General features: G+C 55.0%; 20 protein-coding genes. 5 read left to right on the top strand and 15 right to left on the bottom strand.

Features of this window, described 5'->3' with window-relative positions; genetic code table 11:
- Positions 1–128: 128 nt before the first annotated feature.
- Entirely contained in the window at positions 129–1,034 is a 906-nt protein-coding gene (locus AC1RKC_RS04265; protein ID WP_020826354.1) for an ABC transporter substrate-binding protein, read from the top strand.
- Here the strand turns inward: AC1RKC_RS04265 and AC1RKC_RS04270 are convergent.
- The gene (locus tag AC1RKC_RS04270; RefSeq protein WP_075207786.1) at positions 1,031–1,408 is read right to left on the bottom strand and encodes a winged helix-turn-helix transcriptional regulator; all 378 of its coding nucleotides are present in this window, start codon (positions 1,406–1,408) and stop codon (positions 1,031–1,033) included. The two genes, AC1RKC_RS04265 and AC1RKC_RS04270, sit on opposite strands and share 4 nt — an antisense overlap.
- Positions 1,409–1,507: 99 nt before the next feature.
- Here AC1RKC_RS04270 and AC1RKC_RS04275 point away from each other — a divergent pair, with 99 nt between their 5' ends.
- A complete protein-coding gene (locus tag AC1RKC_RS04275; protein ID WP_129982529.1) occupies positions 1,508–2,254 on the top strand; it encodes an SDR family oxidoreductase in 747 nt (248 codons plus the stop codon).
- A 56-nt stretch (positions 2,255–2,310) separates the two neighbouring features.
- Here AC1RKC_RS04275 and AC1RKC_RS04280 read toward each other — a convergent pair whose 3' ends face one another.
- Positions 2,311–2,859, bottom strand: a complete 549-nt coding sequence (locus AC1RKC_RS04280; protein WP_493092024.1) for a YybH family protein — start codon at positions 2,857–2,859, stop codon at positions 2,311–2,313.
- A gap of 124 nt (positions 2,860–2,983) precedes the next feature.
- Between AC1RKC_RS04280 and AC1RKC_RS04285 the strand changes: the two genes are divergently transcribed.
- A complete protein-coding gene (locus AC1RKC_RS04285) occupies positions 2,984–3,895 on the top strand; it encodes a LysR family transcriptional regulator (RefSeq protein ID WP_493092023.1) in 912 nt (303 codons plus the stop codon).
- A gap of 148 nt (positions 3,896–4,043) precedes the next feature.
- On the top strand, positions 4,044–4,319 hold the full coding sequence (locus AC1RKC_RS04290; RefSeq protein ID WP_046373908.1) for a hypothetical protein: 276 nt from the start codon (positions 4,044–4,046) through the stop codon (positions 4,317–4,319).
- A 49-nt stretch (positions 4,320–4,368) separates the two neighbouring features.
- Here the strand turns inward: AC1RKC_RS04290 and AC1RKC_RS04295 are convergent, their stop codons facing one another.
- Positions 4,369–5,673 (bottom strand): Nramp family divalent metal transporter, encoded by a 1,305-nt coding sequence (locus tag AC1RKC_RS04295; protein ID WP_493092021.1) that lies wholly within the window; start codon positions 5,671–5,673, stop codon positions 4,369–4,371.
- Between the two features lie 229 nt (positions 5,674–5,902).
- Here AC1RKC_RS04295 and mntR point away from each other — a divergent pair, with 229 nt between their 5' ends.
- On the top strand, positions 5,903–6,373 hold the full coding sequence (mntR, locus tag AC1RKC_RS04300; protein ID WP_020826347.1) for a manganese-binding transcriptional regulator MntR: 471 nt from the start codon (positions 5,903–5,905) through the stop codon (positions 6,371–6,373).
- A gap of 147 nt (positions 6,374–6,520) precedes the next feature.
- Here the strand turns inward: mntR and AC1RKC_RS04305 are convergent, their stop codons facing one another.
- From AC1RKC_RS04305 to AC1RKC_RS04360, 12 genes are all read right to left on the bottom strand, one after another.
- Complete coding sequence (locus AC1RKC_RS04305) at positions 6,521–7,030, bottom strand: hypothetical protein (RefSeq protein ID WP_020826346.1); 510 nt, start codon at positions 7,028–7,030, stop codon at positions 6,521–6,523.
- Between the two features lie 199 nt (positions 7,031–7,229).
- Entirely contained in the window at positions 7,230–8,663 is a 1,434-nt protein-coding gene (ptsG, locus tag AC1RKC_RS04310) for a PTS glucose transporter subunit IIBC (RefSeq protein ID WP_020826345.1), read from the bottom strand.
- Between the two features lie 338 nt (positions 8,664–9,001).
- The gene (locus AC1RKC_RS04315) at positions 9,002–9,778 is read right to left on the bottom strand and encodes a metal-dependent hydrolase (RefSeq protein WP_020826344.1); all 777 of its coding nucleotides are present in this window, start codon (positions 9,776–9,778) and stop codon (positions 9,002–9,004) included.
- A 14-nt stretch (positions 9,779–9,792) separates the two neighbouring features.
- Complete coding sequence (gene holB, locus AC1RKC_RS04320; RefSeq protein ID WP_493092019.1) at positions 9,793–10,800, bottom strand: DNA polymerase III subunit delta'; 1,008 nt, start codon at positions 10,798–10,800, stop codon at positions 9,793–9,795.
- The gene (gene tmk, locus AC1RKC_RS04325) at positions 10,800–11,435 is read right to left on the bottom strand and encodes a dTMP kinase (RefSeq protein ID WP_020826342.1); all 636 of its coding nucleotides are present in this window, start codon (positions 11,433–11,435) and stop codon (positions 10,800–10,802) included. Before tmk ends, holB begins: the two co-directional genes overlap by 1 nt.
- Positions 11,425–12,450 carry an endolytic transglycosylase MltG gene (gene mltG, locus AC1RKC_RS04330; RefSeq protein ID WP_020826341.1) on the bottom strand — a complete coding sequence of 342 codons (1,026 nt, stop codon included), beginning with the start codon at positions 12,448–12,450 and terminating at the stop codon, positions 11,425–11,427. The genes tmk and mltG overlap by 11 nt, the downstream gene beginning before the upstream one ends.
- A gap of 13 nt (positions 12,451–12,463) precedes the next feature.
- On the bottom strand, positions 12,464–13,261 hold the full coding sequence (gene pabC / locus AC1RKC_RS04335) for an aminodeoxychorismate lyase (RefSeq protein WP_420284359.1): 798 nt from the start codon (positions 13,259–13,261) through the stop codon (positions 12,464–12,466).
- Positions 13,262–13,432: 171 nt separating this feature from the next.
- Entirely contained in the window at positions 13,433–14,674 is a 1,242-nt protein-coding gene (fabF, locus tag AC1RKC_RS04340; RefSeq protein WP_115059148.1) for a beta-ketoacyl-ACP synthase II, read from the bottom strand.
- A gap of 82 nt (positions 14,675–14,756) precedes the next feature.
- On the bottom strand, positions 14,757–14,993 hold the full coding sequence (acpP, locus tag AC1RKC_RS04345; protein WP_004719003.1) for an acyl carrier protein: 237 nt from the start codon (positions 14,991–14,993) through the stop codon (positions 14,757–14,759).
- 154 nt (positions 14,994–15,147) lie between these two features.
- Positions 15,148–15,882, bottom strand: coding sequence for a 3-oxoacyl-ACP reductase FabG (gene fabG / locus AC1RKC_RS04350; RefSeq protein ID WP_020826338.1), 735 nt, complete (start codon positions 15,880–15,882; stop codon positions 15,148–15,150).
- 11 nt (positions 15,883–15,893) lie between these two features.
- Positions 15,894–16,823 carry an ACP S-malonyltransferase gene (gene fabD / locus AC1RKC_RS04355; protein WP_020826337.1) on the bottom strand — a complete coding sequence of 310 codons (930 nt, stop codon included), beginning with the start codon at positions 16,821–16,823 and terminating at the stop codon, positions 15,894–15,896.
- A gap of 16 nt (positions 16,824–16,839) precedes the next feature.
- A complete protein-coding gene (locus tag AC1RKC_RS04360) occupies positions 16,840–17,793 on the bottom strand; it encodes a beta-ketoacyl-ACP synthase III (RefSeq protein ID WP_041414443.1) in 954 nt (317 codons plus the stop codon).
- Position 17,794 lies beyond the last annotated feature (1 nt).

Below are 17,794 nucleotides of genomic sequence, written 5' to 3' on the forward strand. Positions count from 1 at the left end.
CAGAATAATTACGCCGTTCCGGGCAGCGCATATCCGATTTTTTCACTTTGGTTATTCACTATTGTTGCTTTACTTGCCCGCGGCCGCCGCCAATAGTAACCCTATGATTAGCAACGGATAGAAATAACATGCAATTCAAAACACTGGCGCTGGGGGCGCTGTTGCTGTGCGGCCATGCCGTGGCTGAACCCCAAAGCATTATCGATCTGCAAGCCAACCAACAACATGTGCGAGCGGCGAAGAACCCGGCTGCCATCGCCTTGATCCCAGCCAATTACCCTTTTGCCGTGCCGGGCAAGTTAACCGTCGCGGTGGCGTCTGAAAATTCCCCGCCGCTGGCGCTGTTTGCCGAAGACAATAAAACGCTGATTGGCAGCGACCCGGATATTGCACAACTGGTGGCAGACAGCTTGGGGCTGGAATTAAATCTGGTGCCCACTTCCTGGGAGGATTGGCCACTCGGGATCAGTTCCGGCAAGTATGACGCCGCAATTTTCAATATTGCCGTGACCAAACTGCGCAAAACCAAGTTTGATTTCGCTACCTATCGGGTGGATACGCTGGGTTTTTACGTAAAATCCACCAGTAAAATCAATTCAATCAATCAACCCGCAGACGTTGCCGGGCTGCGAATCATTGTCGGCTCCGGCACCAATCAGGAAAACATCCTGCTCGGCTGGGACAAGCAGAACCGCGCCAACGGCCTGCCGCCGGTGCAACCGATTTATGTCACCGACGACGCTGCCGCCAACCTGAGCATTCAGTCCGGGCGCGTCGACGCCTACTTCGGCCCCCATTCCACCGGAGCCTACAAGGCGGCGCTGACCGGCAAAACCAAAATGGTTGGCATCGGCCCTAACGTGGCCTATGTGGCGGTCACCACTAAAAAAGACAATGGCCTGGTGGCGGCCATCAACGCCGCCATCAATGGGGTGATCGTCAGCGGCGAATACGCCCAGGTGCTGGATCGCTGGGGTGAGCACGATGAAAAGGTCCCGCGCTCAGCCATCAATCCGCCGGGTATCGGCGACTAATCCTCAATTAACTGGGGTGCGTGTGTCCGCATCCAGTTAGCCAAAGAGTCGAGCGTCGGGCGCAGCGTTTTGCCCAGCGACGTAATTTGATATTCAACACGCGGCGGGACCTCCGGAAACACCTGCCGCGTGACCAGACCGCGCTGCTCAAACTGTCGCAGTTGGCGCGTCAACTCTTTCTGAGCAATCGGCGCTACCGCACGTTGCAGTTCACTGAAACGCACCGGGCTGTCGATCAAAATCAATCGGTAAAGGATGGGAATCGCCCACTTCCCTGCAACCAGATTCACGAAGTCCACCATCGGACAAGGTTCGCCCGCTGTCGGCAACCCGGCTAAATTTTTTTCCGTAGCAGAAAGCCCAGCTTTGCTCATTTCATCCCTCTTCGCCCGTTAGTATCCAAAAGGTGCCTACTATGTAAAGGATACTATAGCGCAAATAATGGCCGTATCGACAATAAACAGGAGTGGGCTATGTCACGACTACAAGGCAAATACGCGTTGATCACCGGCGGCACCAGCGGCATTGGTTTGGAAACGGCGCGTCAGTTTATCGCCGAGGGGGCCACCGTGGCGATCACCGGCCGCAGCCAAAGCGGCCTCGAGGCAGCGGGAAAAGAACTGGGTGACGTGTTGCTGTTACGCAGCGACGCCGGAGATATCGCTGAACAACGTACATTGGCGCAGCAGTTGGCCAACCACTGGCCGCGCCTCGACGTGCTGTATATCAACGCCGGTGACGTCACGCACCATCCTTTGCAGGAGTGGGATGAACAAAGTTATCAGCGACTGATGGACATCAACCTGAAGGGGCCGTTCTTCCTGATCCAGGCGCTGCTGCCACAGCTGGCTAATCCGGCGTCGATTATTTTGTGCGGCTCGGTCAGTGCACATATCGGGCTGCCATTAAGCAACGTTTACGCCGCCAGCAAGGCCGGGCTGTTGTCGCTGGCCCGAACGCTCTCCGGCGAACTGCATCCGCGCGGCATCCGGGTTAACGGCCTCAGCCCCGGCCCGACAGAAACCCCGGCGCTGGGCAAGCTGGGTTTAAATGATGCCGATGAACAGGCTCTGCGCGACGAGATCCGCGCTCTGGTGCCTATCGGCCGCATGGGTACGGCATGGGAGCTGGCAAAGGCGGCAGTCTTCCTGGCATCGGATGAGTCCGCCTTTATGGTGGGCAGTGAGTTGCTGATCGACGGTGGCGTAGGGAGTCTTTAGTCGTGTTCTCAATCTGAAAATAAAGACCGCTCACGCGGTCTTTATTTAATAATTACTCAGCCCACTCCCTGAATAGGGTTGGTATTAAATGTATAAACTACAATTTTCCAATGCCCCTGCTGTTTTTCTAAAATAAAGACTTCCCGATTTAAATCAATTAGCGTTGCGCCATCGCTAATTCGACTAACCGTCGCCCCACGGTGATGGTGAGTACGCACATAAGCCATATTGCCGTTAACCCGAACGCTGTCATAGGCGAATTCTGTTTCAAACTTCTCTTTCTTAAATAAGTCGTCATATTGTTGGCGGCGTTTTTCGCTAGTGTCCGCGGTTGGCTTTTCATTCCATTGTGAGTAACTCTCACTCGCGAACAACGATAAAATAGTATTGGTATCACCCGCATTAAGCGCAGTCTGGTAGCGATTTATCGTATCGTAAACGGCTTTTTGTTCCGCCGCTATACCAGCATCAGCAGAAACCTTATAACTTTGATACGCCAGATTATTTTCAGCCGCGTAGGCTTGAGTGAATAAACCTGGCCCCACCAGCAATAAAGCAGCGATTATTTTTTCATTGAATACCCTTAACATATTATATTTAACCATGCGATAAATTACGTCATCATTAAGCGACAGATGATGAAAATAATTTAATCAACTTCGACCCTGATTGACAGTGGGCAAATTTAAAAATATTCTTTTAAAAATTTAAATAATGGACGTAGCCAAAATGAATGAATTACACGCCCTGCGCGTTTTCTGTCAGGTAGTGGAAATGGAAGGGTTCAGCCAGGCTGCAACTAAACTGGGTTTATCACCCGCCAGCATCACTTACAGCATTAACCAGCTCGAGAAGCAGTTTCAACAGCCGCTTTTTAAACGCTCAACCCGCCGTTTTTCGCTGACTGCGGCCGGTGAGCGCTGCTATCGTTCGGCGCAAGAGATATTGCAGCAGTTTGATCGACTGACGAACGATATGTCGGATGAATTTGAACAACCCCGCGGCCCCTTGCGCGTTGAGATTGCCTCGATGCTCAGCAGTATGCATATCGCCCCTGCACTGCCGGCATTTCTGGCACAGTATCCGGAAATACAGCTCAGCGTGTCGGTAAGCGATCGGCTGGTCAATCCGGTAGAGGATCGTGCAGACGTGTTTATTCGAATCGGCGCCAACGATGTCCCGGATATGGTCAGCCGCAAACTATTCCAACCGCACTACCTGTGTTGCGGTTCAAGTGTCTATTTTGACCGTTATGGCCGGCCGGAACACCCACAACAGTTGCAACAACATGTGCGGCTTGGTTTTATCCGCTCAGGTGAAACAATGGCAGATCCGTGGCAATTTATTCGTAACGAGCAAGTCTATCAACTGCCCCCCAGCCCACTGCTGAGTTTTAATCATTCGCAGTCTTTATGCGAAGTGGCCAAAAACCATCTCGGACTGGTCTATTTGCTGGATTGCACGTTAGAAAGTTACCTGCTGGCGGGGTCACTGGAGCCGGTATTACAGGAATGGGCCCCCGTTGGCGCCCCCGTCAATATCCTTTACCCACGGTTGCGCGACCGCAGCCATAAAATACGCGTATTCGTCGACTTTATCAGCACGCTTTTTTCCGGGAAGCAAGAAAAGGGATCGGCGTAATCTGAGGTGAAAAACTCATATTGCGGATCCCAAACCGCCAGCCGTTAGTAGACTGACTTAAGGCTATCCCTCCCCCCTCAATTGTTTATCACTGATAACGCTATGGCCAAACCACCGTATGCCATACGCATTAAAGGACATTGAGATCATGAAAATGAAAGTCGTTACTCATGCCACACTGGTCATCCTGCCTCTGTTGTTAAGCGGGCTCGCGCGGGCCAACGATCAAACCATTCCCTGGGCGGAAAATACCGGCGGTGTGGAGTCTAATCATATTGCTGCCGTTGGCCAAAACCTGAATGCCGCTCACCAACAGGTCACCAAGACTCAGGAAGGCGTATGGGCGGCAAATACCGGCAGCATCTCCGACGATGAGAAGGCTCTGACCCAGGGACAAAACCCAGCGCCAAAAACGACGCCTTAACGGGAGCTCGCCGTTGCCAGGCCGTGACACTGGGTTGCACGGCTTGGTATCAGCCCAGACCGGGAATGGCGACACCGAAGGTTTGCAGCAGCAGCACCATGTTGAGCAGAATAATAATCACCGTACCGATGATCGACACCAGGCTGGTCAGGCGACTATTCACGAACTCGCCCATGATGTCGCGGCGACACGTGAACATCACCAGGGCAATCATCGGCGCCGGCAGCGCCAGGCTCAATACGACCTGGCTGTAAACCAGCGCGTCGGTGGCATTAACCCCCAGAGCTACCACGATGAACGCCGGCACCATGGTGACCATGCGGCGTACCCATACCGGGATACGGAAACCGACAAAGCCCTGCATGATCATCTGGCCTGCCATCGTCCCCACTACCGAGCTGGAAATGCCGGAAGCAATCAGCGACATCAGGAAGATACCCGCCGCCGCAGCGCCAAACAGCGGCGTCAGCGTATGGTAGGCGGTGCCAATCTCCGCCACGTCGCTGTTACCGGCATGGAAGGCGCTGGAGGCCATAATCACCATGGCAATATTCACCAGCCCGGCGACAGATAAGGCAATCACCACCTCAATATTGGAAAAGCGCAGCAGTTTACGCCTTTCACCACTGTCACTGGCCGGCGCACGGTGCTGAGTCAGCCCTGAGTGCAGGAAGATGGCATGCGGCATCACCGTGGCGCCGATAATCCCCACCGCGATGGTCAACGCCTGTGCATCCGGCAACTGCGGCGTAACCATGCCCATACCCGCCGCAGCCCAGTCCACCGGTACAATGAACATCTCGACCAGGTAACACAGGGCAATAATCGCGACCAGGCCGCCGATCATCAGCTCTACCGGGCGGAACCCCTTTTTCTCCACCATAAGCAAAGCGTAGGTAATGATCGCGGTCACCCCCATTCCCGGCAACAGCGGCATATGGAACAGCAAGGCAAGCGCTATAGCCCCGCCGAGGAACTCCGCCAGATCGGTTGCCATCGCCGCCACTTCACTGAGCAGCCACATGCCGATCACCACCGGGCGCGAAAATTGATCGCGGCACATCTCTGCCAGATTGCGTTGAGTGACGATACCCAACTTGGCCGACAGCGCCTGGAACAGCATGGCGATCAGGTTGGCCATCACCACCACCCATAGCAGGCTATAGCCGTATTTCGAGCCTGCCTGAATATTGGTGGCGAAGTTACCGGGGTCCATATAAGCAATGGAGGCAATCACCGCAGGCCCGGCGAACAGCAGCGGCGTGAATGCGCCACGCTTGCGCCCGGCAAGCGCGTTACCTATTGCCGTATTGGTTCGTTCGGTTAACGATGTGGTGGTTGCCGCATCACGCATGGTTTACCCTCAATCTTTTTCTGGTTATTTTTCACCCAACACTCTCAGCAATGTAGCATCGGCTACACTTTATGCAAAATGGAAGATACTCTACCTTTGTGTACAAATATTTCTAATTTCCACCCAATGCGTCTGGCGAATTGATAATGCGTCGCCTTTGGACTAACGTATGGCGGAACTGCATTAATCTGCAACTCACTGGATTTACGTTTAAAGGACGTCTCAGAATATGGCAACAAGCGCACCAGATGACGCCGACCGCCCCGTCGTGGCCGAAATGCCAGACGAGGCTGAACATGCCCTGCGCTTCACCCGCGCTCGTGAGGCGCAGTCCAATGCGCTGATTGAAGATTATGTCGAGCTGATAGCCGACCTGCTGGTCACCACCCGCGAAGCAAGAACCACCGATATCGCCAAACGTTTCGGTGTGTCGCACCCGACCGCGATCAAGAACATTGCCCGGCTGAAGAGTGCAGGTCTGGTGGAGTCACGGCCTTATCGAGGGGTTTTCCTGACGGAGGAAGGTGAACAACTGGCGCAAAAGGTACGCCGTCGTCATCGGATAGTGGTCGACCTGCTGGTGTGCCTTGGGGTACCGAACGAAACGGCGGAGTTGGACAGCGAAGGGATCGAGCACCACATTTCCAGCGACACCCTGGCGGTGTTTGAACAGTTCCTGCAAAAACACGCGGAAAAATAGCGCCTCCCGGTTGTTGCTGCCTCTTCAGGCTTAAAGAACCCTGGCTGCGCCGGCGGCTTGAGATCCAATAGGTCTTTCACCCAGTGAGGAACCGCTGGGTGAAATGCAGAGGCTGGAATACTCAACTTCTACATTTGAGTAGCAGTGCTAAGGGGAAGTCATTGCATACATGACTACCGAACCAAGGGCATTGTTTCTCTTCTCTACAAAGATCTCGTTATCGAACGCATAGTTACCCGCGGGATGACATATTCTTATGTTCGTCCCCAGGTCCGGATCGTCAACATCGGCGCCAGAACAACTTTTCCTGCTGCCTTCAGCATAAGAGTAAGCCGCCGTGTAGGTCACGACCGGCCCTGGCAGCAGGTAGGTCATGGTGATTAATGCCATAGCAAAGACAAAGAACAAAACAATGCAGGCCCCGCCATAAAACTTGAGATAATCAATGTGCTTATTGCTTTTTACGGCGCCACGGCCAATAGCGTAAATTGAAATAAACAAAGCCAGTATCATCGCTGCAACGATCATATAGCGCGTTGTCGAGACACTGAGAAAAGTAATGCGGTAAACCTCTCTATGCCACCACATCACTCCATACACCAACCCTAAAAAAGCGATGGTCGCAGAAAAGAGAAAAGGATAAGAATACTTTTTCACGCTCCAAAATCCTTCTGGCAGATCACCTACTCATTGAAGTAAAACCATTATCTTTGTTGGCACTGCCACATGCAATCATCCCGACGGGTTGCACCACGTTAGTAGAAAGTGGCCTTCAGAGATTTATTTAAAAGCCGACAAAAAACCAACAAAAAAGGGAGGCTTTCGCCTCCCTTAAAACTCCCCTGCCTGACCTGAATTAATGGTTACGGATGTACTCGTCCATATCCGTTTTCAGGTTGTCAGATTTGGTGCCAAAGATAGCCTGAACACCCGAGCCTGCGACGACAACGCCGGCAGCACCCAGTTTTTTCAAGCCAGCCTGGTCAACCTTGCTCACGTCCGCCACGCTAACGCGCAGTCGAGTGATACAGGCATCCAGGTTGGTGATGTTCTCTTTACCACCGAAAGCCTGAACCAGTGCTGCAGACATTTCAGAACCGCCCTGGGCAACCTGCTCAGAAGCCGTGTCTTCGCGACCTGGTGTTTTCAGATCCAGTTTGGCAATCAGCACGCGGAAGATGGTGTAGTACACCAGACCGTAGATGATACCGACCACTGGGAACAGCCAGATTTTGCTGCTGTTACCGCTCAGTACGATAAAGTCGATCAGACCGTGCGAGAAGCTGGTGCCGTCACGCATCCCCAACAGGATACAGATCGGGAACGCCAGGCCAGCCAGAATGGCGTGGATTGCGTACAGGATCGGCGCAACGAACATGAAGGAGAACTCGATCGGTTCGGTGATACCGGTCAGGAACGAGGTCAGCGCAGCGGAGATCATGATACCGCCGACTTTTGCGCGGTTTTCCGGCTTGGCCGAGTGCCAGATGGCAATCGCAGCAGCAGGCAGACCGTACATTTTGAACAGGAAGCCACCGGACAGTTTACCCGCAGTTGGGTCACCCGCCATATAACGTGGGATGTCGCCGTGGAATACCTGGCCCGCCGCGTTGGTGTATTCACCAATCTGCATCTGGAAAGGTACGTTCCAGATGTGGTGCAGACCAAACGGCACCAGCGCACGTTCAACCACGCCGTAGATACCAAATGCCACTACCGGGTTTTGATACGCAGCCCACTGGGAGAAGGTCTGGATAGCCGTACCGATAGGAGGCCAGATGAAGGACAGCACAACGCCCAGAACGATTGCCGCCAGGCCGGAGATAATCGGCACAAAGCGCTTACCGGCAAAGAAGCCCAGGTATTCCGGCAATTGAATGCGGAAGAAGCGGTTAAACATATAGGCCGCGATGGAGCCGGAGATAATCCCCCCGAGCACACCGGTATCCGCCAGGTGTTTGGCCGCGATCTCTTCAGCCGGCAGGTGCAGCACCAAAGGCGCTACTACCGCCATGGTTTTCACCATGATGCCGTAAGCCACTACTGCGGCTAACGCGGAGACACCGTCGTTATTGGTGAAGCCCAGGGCAACACCGATGGCGAAGATCAGCGGCATGTTGGCGAAAACGGAACCGCCGGCTTCCGCCATCACGTGGGAGACTACCGCAGGTAGCCAGCTAAAGTTGGCGGAACCGACGCCCAGCAGGATACCTGCGATAGGCAATACGGACACCGGCAGCATTAGCGACTTACCTACTTTTTGCAGGTTTGCAAATGCGTTCTTGAACATAGTTGAGTGTGCTCCTGAGTAATAGTGCTTTGCTACTTTCCGCGATTCTTCGCGTTGCAAGGGGGGGAGAAAAAACCCCTGCAATTCAGGGTGTCTGAGCACCCCTTGAATTTTTACGCAGAGTAAAATAAATAGGCTGCGCAATGTTTGATGGCAGTCACGTTTCAATGAACAAAACCGGGTATTTTTCTTAAATCGCCTATTTTTTGTCAAAAAAGAGGAAAAAAAGCCCGCACCTCGCCCTAAAACGGGTGGAAACATTACCCGTTTCGGCGATTAATTACGAGCTTAAAAAAAATTCCAGAATCGATGACTACAGCTATAGCCTAGGCCAAAGATCAGAGTTCGATGTGAAATAAGCGTGAAAAGTTGGCGGTGGTGGCTTCGGCCAGCGTTTCCAGGCTCACGCCCTTCAATACCGCCATGTATTCAGCCACATCGCGCACGTAGGCAGGTTGGTTTTCTTTGCCGCGGTGCGGCACCGGAGCCAGATACGGCGAGTCGGTTTCCACCAGAATGCGGTCCAGCGGCACATAACGCGCCACATCACGCAGCTGCTCGGCGTTGCGGAAGGTCAGGATGCCGGAAAAGGAAATGTAGAACCCCAAGTCCAACAGGGCTTCGGCCGTGGCGCGATCTTCGGTGAAGCAATGCAGTACGCCGCCACAGTCCTGGGCATTTTCTTCCCGCAGGATCGCCAGCGTGTCTTCACGCGCATCACGGGTATGCACGATCACCGGTTTGTTCAGATCGCGACCGATGCGGATATGTTCACGAAACGAGGCTTGCTGCAATTCAAGATTGTCTTTTTGATAGAAATAATCCAGCCCGGTTTCCCCCAGCGCCACCACCTGCTCTGCCGCCGCTAAACGGCGCAGTTCGGCATAGTCGTAGCCGCCTTCCAGATTGAGCGGATGCACACCGCAGGAGAAAGCCACATCGTCGCGTTGGCCAATCAACTGCGTCATGGCCTGATAGCCCGGCAAGGTGGTAGCGACCGCCAGCACGTAACCGACATCGCGCGCCTTGGCTTTGGCCAGTGCGTCATCCACGTTTTGATGCAGGGTTTGGTAATCCAGGCCATCGAGGTGGCAATGAGAATCTACTAACAACATAATATTTAACTCTTTTACAGCGAATGAGGGTGAGAATAGCCGGTAGCGCCGAGCATCTGCTCCCAGCCAAGTAACTGTTCTGTCAGCAGCAGTTCACGGTTAACGCCGACCACGCCGAGCAACTGGTGGCGGCAATTAAGCCATTGTTGCACCACTTGCTGCAGCGAGTTGCTGCTCAAACGGCTGGCCAGTTGGTGCACCAAGGGTTGCTGATCCTGGTTGAGGGCAAAACTCGCCGCCCCCTGCTGCCATTTCATCGCGTCGACCAGCAATGCGCATAACCAGTGTAGCCGCTCGGCGACGTCTTCGTGATTCAACACCGGCAGCAAGGACAGCATGTCATGCTGCGGCAAAGCAGCGCTCAGGGCGGCACACAGCGCGCTACGCTGCTGCCAACGTTCCGGCTGCAACAACTGCTCGGCGGCCAGAGGAGCGCCATCATGCAGACGCAATGCGGTCAGCAGATCGACCTGATTACCCGACGTCTGTCGGTTTAACCACTGCAGGCTGAGCTGTTCGTCCGGGCTGGCGAGGTGCCAGTACAAACAGCGGCTGCGCAACGTCGCCAACAGGCGGGAAGGCTCACGGCAACTCAGCAGGAAATAGGTTTTTTCCGGCGGCTCTTCCAATGTTTTCAACAACGCATTGGCGGCCGCCTCGGTCAGCAGCTCCGCCTGCGGCAACCAGATCACCTTGGCTCCGCCCTGCTGGGCATGGGAGTAAAGGATCTCAATCACCTGACGAATGGGCTCCACGCCCAGACTGCTTTTGCCCTTTTCCGGCGTCAGCACATGATAATCCGGGTGATTGCCCGCCAGCATTAACCGGCAGCTATGGCATTCACCGCAGCTTTTCTCTCCGTTACAGCGCTGGCAAATCAGCCAACGGCTCAGCCCGTAGGCCAGCGCTTCTTCGCCATTGCCCGCCGCCGCGTGCAGCAGCAAGGCATGATGACCGCGATCGGCAGCATATTGCCCGACCAACTGCCGGTAAGGGGTATTCAGCCACGGGTACCAGTTCATTACGCGCCTTCCTGCTGCAGCCATTGGCTGACGCTGTGACGAATCGCTGCCGTCACCTGCTCCAGCGATTGGGCCGCGTCAACGGTGACAATGGACTCGTCCTGCGCCGCCAGTTCCAGATAGCGCGCGCGGGTGCGTTCAAAGAACGGCAGCGCCTCTTGTTCGATGCGATCCAATTCGCCGCGTGCGCGGGCACGTTGCAACCCCACTAACGGCGGCAAATCCAGATACAGCGTCAGGTCCGGGTGAAAATCGCCCAGCACGGTGTCACGCAGCGAGGCCATCAGTTGCTGATCGACACCGCGACCGCCCCCCTGATAGGCCTGAGAAGACAAATCGTGACGATCGCCAACCACCCAGGCACCACGCGCCAACGCCGGTTTGATCACCGTTTCCACCAATTGCACGCGGGCTGCGTACAGCATCAGCACCTCGGCTTTGATGGTCGGCAGCTCACCGTCCACGCCGCGCTTGAACAGGTCGCGCAGCTTTTCTGCCAACGGCGTACCACCAGGTTCACGGGTAAAGACAATATCGTTGATGCCGTGCTGGCGCAGTACGTCAACCACGGTATCGCGAGCGGTAGTTTTGCCCGCGCCCTCGAGCCCTTCGATAACCACAAATTTACTTTTCATTCTTTTCCTTCAACGCCTGGCGATAGGCGCGCACCGCCTGATTATGGCTGGCCAGGTTAGTGGTAAATTGATGCCCGCCTTTGCCGTCGGCAACAAAGTAAAGATAAGGGGTTTTCGCCGGATTGGCGGCGGCGGCCAGCGAAGCCTTGCCAGGCATGGCAATCGGCGTTGGCGGCAGGCCGTTGATCACATAGGTGTTGTACGCCGTCGGCGTTTCCAAATCTTTGCGGGTGATATCGCCATTATAGCTATCGCCCATGCCGTAAATCACCGTTGGGTCGGTCTGCAAACGCATGCCAATGCGCAGGCGGTTAATAAAGACGGAAGCCACCTTGGTGCGCTCTTCCGGCACGGCGGTCTCTTTCTCAATGATCGAGGCCATGGTCAGCAACTCTTCGGGCGTTTTGTACGGCAGGCTGGTGTCGCGACCTTGCCAGGCATCTTCCAGCGCCTTGGTCATTCGCAAATGAGCTCGCTTTAACAACGCAATGTCGCTCATGCCCGCCGTGTACAGGTAGGTATCGGGGTACAGGCGTCCTTCAGGATTAGTCCCCTCCGGCAAACCCAACGCCACGGCAATTTCCGTTTCGCTTTTGCCCGCCAGCGTATGTTTGAGGTATTTGGACTGTTGCAGCACCGCCAGCCAGTCACGCAGGCGAGAGCCTTCGATAAAGCGCGCGCTGAACTGGGCTTCTTTGCCGCTGGCCAGCAGTTTGAGCATCTCGCGCACCGTCATGCCAGGCGTAAAGCGATAGGTACCGGCCTTAAACTCCGCCAGTTGCGGCTCCACACGCAACAGCCACGGGAACCACATGCCGTTGCGGATCAGCTTGTCACGAACCAGCAGCCCTTCCAGCGCTACCCGCCCGGTACCCGCCGGCAGTTTAAAAATGGCTTCCTGCTGGATCGCCAGAGGCGTATCCGCGAAGCGTTCAACCTTCTGATATCCCCACAACAGCAGGCCCAATACCAGAACAACAATAATAGAAACGAACTTCAGCTTTCTTTTCTTCATCAATCAGCCATCGTTAACAGTGTGGGCGCAAAAAATCATAGAGTTGGCGCGAAGAGTAATGCCAGGATTGCGCGATGTTCACCGGCAGCAATGGCATTAGCGCATTGCTCACCAGCACTTCTTCGGCGTCGGCCAGCGTCTCCAGTGGCTCACTGACGTAATGTAATGAGTACTGGCTGCCCGCGAGCAGCTCAATCACCCGGCGACGCATCAGTCCTGCCACGCCCGCCTGGCTCAGATCCGGCGTGAAGACCGCTTTTCCCTTTCGCCAGAACAAATTAGCCGCACAGCATTCCACCAGCATACCGGCAGTGTCAAGCACCAGCGCCTCGTCGGCGGCCGTCTGGTCAAGATGCGCGCGGATCAGCACCTGCTCCAAACGATTCAGGTGTTTCAACCCCGCCAGCAGCGGATGACGAGCCAGCGTTACCGGGCTAAGCGCCAGGCTGATGCCCTGCTCGCGCCATTGCAAATAGTGCATCGGGTAGGCGCTGCGAGAAACAATCCGCGTGGGATGCTCACATCCTTTTGGACTGTAACCTCGCCCACCGCTGCCGCGCGTCAGTATCGCTTTGACCACGCCCTGCGGGATAGATTCTGCCGCGCGCATCATTTCATATTCCAACGCATCCCAGTCACAGGCAGGCAGCATCAGCCGCTGTGCCGACTGCTGCAGACGTTCGATATGCCAGGGCAGCAGATCAATCTTGCCCTCAACCACTCGTGCGGTAGTGAAACAGCCGTCGCCAAACTGCAAGCCGCGATCGCTTGGCGCCAGCGCATCGTGTTGCTGCCCGTTTATCCAGTACATAGACTTCCCCTGACCGCTTTGGTTTCCACTACAGAATAACAGGCGCCGACGCCATTAGCAGCAGTTGGCCGTTCGACAAAAGCATCGCCTAGCCGGGCCCCGGCGGGTCAGCGCCATAAAAAAAGCCCGGTTTAAAAAACCGGGCTTTTTACCGTCCGCCAGCAGAGGTTATTACACTCTGCGGAAGATCAGAGAACCGTTGGTGCCGCCGAAACCGAAGGAGTTACACAGCGTGTACTGCATATCGCTTACCTGGCGTGCTTCGTGCGGAACGAAGTCCAGATCGCAACCTTCATCCGGGTTATCCAGGTTGATGGTTGGCGGAACGGCCTGGTCACGCAATGCCAGTACGGTGAAGATCGACTCAATTGCACCCGCCGCACCTAACAGGTGGCCGGTCATCGATTTGGTCGAGCTGACCATCACGCGCTGCGCATCGCTGCCAAATACCGACTTCACCGCCTGCGTTTCGGCTTTGTCGCCGGCCGGCGTTGAGGTGCCGTGCGCATTGATATAGCCGATTTGTGACGTGGTCACACCGGCATCTAGCAACGCATTTTCCATCGCCAGCGCAGCGCCCGCACCGTTTTCCGGTGGAGACGTCATGTGATAAGCATCGCTGCTCATCCCAAAGCCGACAACTTCAGCATAAATCTTGGCGCCGCGTTTTTTGGCGTGCTCGTACTCTTCCAGCACCATCATGCCGGCACCGTCACCCAGAACAAAACCGTCACGGTCCTTGTCCCAAGGGCGGCTGGCTGCCTGCGGATCTTCGTTGCGGGTCGACAACGCGCGTGCTGCGCCAAAGCCGCCGACGCCCAACGGGGTACTGGCTTTTTCTGCCCCACCGGCCAGCATGACGTCAGCATCATTATAAGCAATGATACGCGCGGCGTGGCCGATGTTGTGCACACCTGAGGTACAGGCGGTGGCGATCGAAATGCTCGGGCCACGCATGCCGTACATGATAGTCAGGTGGCCTGCAATCATGTTTACAATGGTTGACGGCACAAAGAACGGACTGATTTTCCGTGGGCCACCGTTAACCAGTGAACTGTGGTTCTCTTCAATCAAACCCAGGCCGCCAATACCGGAGCCGATAGCGGCACCAATGCGGCTGGCGTTAGCCTCGGTGATATCCAGTTGTGCGTCCTGCATGGCTTGCATGCCGGCTGCGATACCGTACTGGATGAAGGCATCCATCTTGCGCGCATCTTTGCGGGAGATGAAATCTTCTGAATTAAAATTCTTTACCAGGCCTGCAAACTTGGTCGCATAGGCAGAGGTATCGAAATGGTCGATCAGGCTGATGCCACTCTGACCGGCAAGAAGAGCGTTCCATGTGGACTCTACCGTATTGCCGACAGGAGACAACATGCCCAGTCCGGTCACAACTACTCGACGCTTAGACACGTTTGTCCTCCAAGGAGGGAAAAATATGACACTAGGGATAGAAAAAACTTAGGCGGTCGAGTGACCGCCTAGATATGTTCTCTTACTGCTGGCTGGCGTTGATGAAATCAATAGCTGCCTGAACAGTAGTGATTTTCTCAGCTTCTTCGTCTGGAATCTCGGTGTCGAACTCTTCTTCCAGAGCCATTACCAGCTCAACGGTGTCAAGAGAATCAGCACCCAGATCTTCAACGAAAGAAGCGTTATTTAAAACTTCTTCCTGTTTAACACCCAACTGCTCAACAATGATTTTCTTAACGCGTTCTTCGATAGTGCTCATACTCTTAAATTTCCTATCAAAACTCGCTTTCGCGATGGTTTTCGTAGTGTATAAAATGTTGAAAAAGATGCAACTAAATCCCGGCTGGTCAAACCACGATTTTACGCTATTTTGCGGTTTTTACCCCAAATAACGCAAATAGTTTTCGCATTTTTTAAATCATGTACATGCCGCCATTGACATGTAACGTTTCACCGGTGATGTAGCCAGCCTCATCAGAGGCTAAAAATGCAACAGCGCTGGCGATTTCTTTAGCATCCCCCAGCCGATTGGCTGGAACTGATGACAAAATGCCTGCGCGTTGATCATCTGTCAACGCCCGTGTCATGTCCGTCTCAATAAAGCCAGGTGCCACGACGTTGACCGTAATGCCACGCGAAGCAACTTCACGTGCCAAAGACTTACTAAAGCCAATCAGACCGGCTTTAGCCGCCGCGTAATTAGCCTGCCCTGCGTTCCCCATGGTACCGACAACGGAACCGATGGTGATGATCCGGCCAAACCGCTTTTTCATCATAGCTCGCATTACCGCTTTTGACAGACGGAATACGGAAGTCAGATTGGTGTTCAGGATATCCTGCCACTCGTCGTCCTTCATACGCATCAGGAGGTTATCACGCGTAATGCCGGCATTATTCACTAAAATGTCGATTTCGCCAAATTCAGCACGAATAGATGCCAGAACGCTGTCGATAGATTGAGCATCGACCACATTCAATGCAAACCCTTTGCCGTTCGCGCCCAGGTAGCTGCTGATAGCCTCAGCGCCGCTTTCACTGGTGGCGGTGCCGATCACTTTAGCGCCGCGTGCCACAAACGTTTCTGCAATAGCCCGGCCAATACCCCGGCTTGCGCCGGTGACCAGAACAACTTTACCTTCGAAGCTCATTGTTTTCCTCTTTATTGTTCAAGCGCCGCTGTCAGGCTGGCAGCGTCATTCACCGCCGCCGCCGTCAGGGTATCAACAATACGTTTAGTCAGACCGGTCAGAACCTTGCCCGGACCAACCTCTAGCAGCGACGTAACGCCCTGTGCTGCCATAAACTCAACGCTCTCGGTCCAACGTACCGGGCTGTACAACTGACGCACCAGGGCGCTGCGGATCGCTTCTGGATCGCTTTCAGCACGCACGTCGACGTTATTTACCACCGGCACCTGCGGTGCGCTAAAGGTGATGTCCTGCAACGCCACGGCCAGTTTGTCTGCAGCCGGCTTCATCAGTGCACAGTGCGAAGGCACGCTCACCGGTAACGGCAGCGCACGCTTGGCGCCAGCCGCTTTACAGGCTGCGCCTGCACGTTCAACCGCTTCTTTATTGCCGGCGATCACCACCTGGCCCGGGGAATTGAAGTTCACCGGGGAAACAACCTGCCCTTGGGCAGACTCTTCACAAGCCTTGGCGATAGCCGCGTTGTCCAGACCAATGATGGCGGACATCGCGCCAGTGCCTTCCGGCACCGCTTCCTGCATCAGTTTGCCGCGCAGCTCAACCAGGCGGATTGCCGCCTGGAAATCCAGCACGCCCGCACAAACCAGCGCCGAGTATTCACCCAGGCTGTGGCCGGCCATGATGGCTGGCATTTTGCCGCCCTGCTGCTGCCAAACGCGGAAAATCGCCACTGAGGCGGCCAGCAATGCCGGCTGCGTTTGCCAGGTTTTGTTCAGTTCTTCCGCCGGCCCTTGCTGCACCAGTTGCCACAGGTCGTAACCCAGAACGGAAGAGGCTTCGCTGAAAGTCGCTTCAACGATCGGATATTGAGCGGCCAAATCGGCCAGCATGCCCAGGGACTGTGAGCCCTGGCCTGGGAAAACAAAAGCAAATTGCGTCATTTTTTCTTCCTGTTAATCAGAAACGAACCAGCGCCGAGCCCCAGGTAAAGCCGCCGCCGAAGGCTTCCAGCAGCACCAGTTGGCCGCGCTGGATCCGCCCATCGCGCACCGCTTCATCGAGCGCTGCGGGGACCGAGGCGGCAGAGGTGTTACCGTGACGATCAAGCGTCACCACCACTTTATCCATCCCCATACCCAGTTTTTTTGCCGTTGCGCTGATAATGCGCAGGTTGGCCTGGTGCGGCACCAGCCAATCCAGCTGGCTGCGGTCCAGATCATTGGCCTGCAGCGTTTCGTCAACGATGTGAGCCAGTTCGGTAACCGCAACCTTGAAGACTTCATTGCCTGCCATGGTGACATAGGCCGGCTTTTCCTGATCCTGACGATCCTTGAATGGCAACGTCAGCAGGCCGCCGTAGGTGCCGTCCGCATGCAGGTGAGTCGACAGAATGCCCGGCTCTTCAGAAGCGCCCAGCACCACCGCGCCAGCGCCATCACCAAACAGGATGATGGTACCGCGATCGTCAGGATCCAGCGTGCGAGAAAGCACGTCTGCACCAATCACCAGTGCACGCTTCACCGCACCGTTCTTGACGTACTGATCGGCAACGCTCAACGCGTAGGTGAAACCGGCGCAGGCTGCAGCCAGATCGAAAGCCGCACAATCTTTAATCCCGAGCATCTGCTGCACCTGGCAGGCAGAACTTGGGAATGCGTGGCTCGAAGTGGTGGTCGCCACAACGATCAGCCCGATATCTTCTTTAGCCACACCTGCCATTTCCAGCGCTTTTTCAGCAGCATGGAAGCCCATCGTCGCCACGGTTTCATCAGCGGCGGCAATGCGGCGTTCACGGATACCGGTGCGAGTGACGATCCACTCGTCAGAGGTATCCACCATTTTTTCAAGGTCAGCGTTGGTGCGCACTTGTACGGGTAAATAACTCCCCGTACCGAGAATCTTTGTATACATG

The organism is Serratia sp. GW822-FHT06E05 (genome assembly GCF_058799445.1).

What these genes read in the sequence shown, in the direction of transcription:
- AC1RKC_RS04265 (WP_020826354.1), top strand. Translation starts at nt 129, where the DNA reads ATGCAATTCAAAACACTGGCGCTGGGGGCGCTGTTGCTGTGCGGCCAT.
- AC1RKC_RS04270 (WP_075207786.1), bottom strand. Translation starts at nt 1,408, where the DNA reads ATGAGCAAAGCTGGGCTTTCTGCTACGGAAAAAAATTTAGCCGGGTTG.
- AC1RKC_RS04275 (WP_129982529.1), top strand. Translation starts at nt 1,508, where the DNA reads ATGTCACGACTACAAGGCAAATACGCGTTGATCACCGGCGGCACCAGC.
- AC1RKC_RS04280 (WP_493092024.1), bottom strand. Translation starts at nt 2,859, where the DNA reads ATGGTTAAATATAATATGTTAAGGGTATTCAATGAAAAAATAATCGCT.
- AC1RKC_RS04285 (WP_493092023.1), top strand. Translation starts at nt 2,984, where the DNA reads ATGAATGAATTACACGCCCTGCGCGTTTTCTGTCAGGTAGTGGAAATG.
- AC1RKC_RS04290 (WP_046373908.1), top strand. Translation starts at nt 4,044, where the DNA reads ATGAAAATGAAAGTCGTTACTCATGCCACACTGGTCATCCTGCCTCTG.
- AC1RKC_RS04295 (WP_493092021.1), bottom strand. Translation starts at nt 5,673, where the DNA reads ATGCGTGATGCGGCAACCACCACATCGTTAACCGAACGAACCAATACG.
- mntR (WP_020826347.1), top strand. Translation starts at nt 5,903, where the DNA reads ATGGCAACAAGCGCACCAGATGACGCCGACCGCCCCGTCGTGGCCGAA.
- ptsG (WP_020826345.1), bottom strand. Translation starts at nt 8,663, where the DNA reads ATGTTCAAGAACGCATTTGCAAACCTGCAAAAAGTAGGTAAGTCGCTA.
- AC1RKC_RS04315 (WP_020826344.1), bottom strand. Translation starts at nt 9,778, where the DNA reads ATGTTGTTAGTAGATTCTCATTGCCACCTCGATGGCCTGGATTACCAA.
- holB (WP_493092019.1), bottom strand. Translation starts at nt 10,800, where the DNA reads ATGAACTGGTACCCGTGGCTGAATACCCCTTACCGGCAGTTGGTCGGG.
- tmk (WP_020826342.1), bottom strand. Translation starts at nt 11,435, where the DNA reads ATGAAAAGTAAATTTGTGGTTATCGAAGGGCTCGAGGGCGCGGGCAAA.
- mltG (WP_020826341.1), bottom strand. Translation starts at nt 12,450, where the DNA reads ATGAAGAAAAGAAAGCTGAAGTTCGTTTCTATTATTGTTGTTCTGGTA.
- pabC (WP_420284359.1), bottom strand. Translation starts at nt 13,261, where the DNA reads ATGTACTGGATAAACGGGCAGCAACACGATGCGCTGGCGCCAAGCGAT.
- acpP (WP_004719003.1), bottom strand. Translation starts at nt 14,993, where the DNA reads ATGAGCACTATCGAAGAACGCGTTAAGAAAATCATTGTTGAGCAGTTG.
- fabG (WP_020826338.1), bottom strand. Translation starts at nt 15,882, where the DNA reads ATGAGCTTCGAAGGTAAAGTTGTTCTGGTCACCGGCGCAAGCCGGGGT.
- fabD (WP_020826337.1), bottom strand. Translation starts at nt 16,823, where the DNA reads ATGACGCAATTTGCTTTTGTTTTCCCAGGCCAGGGCTCACAGTCCCTG.
- AC1RKC_RS04360 (WP_041414443.1), bottom strand. Translation starts at nt 17,793, where the DNA reads ATGTATACAAAGATTCTCGGTACGGGGAGTTATTTACCCGTACAAGTG.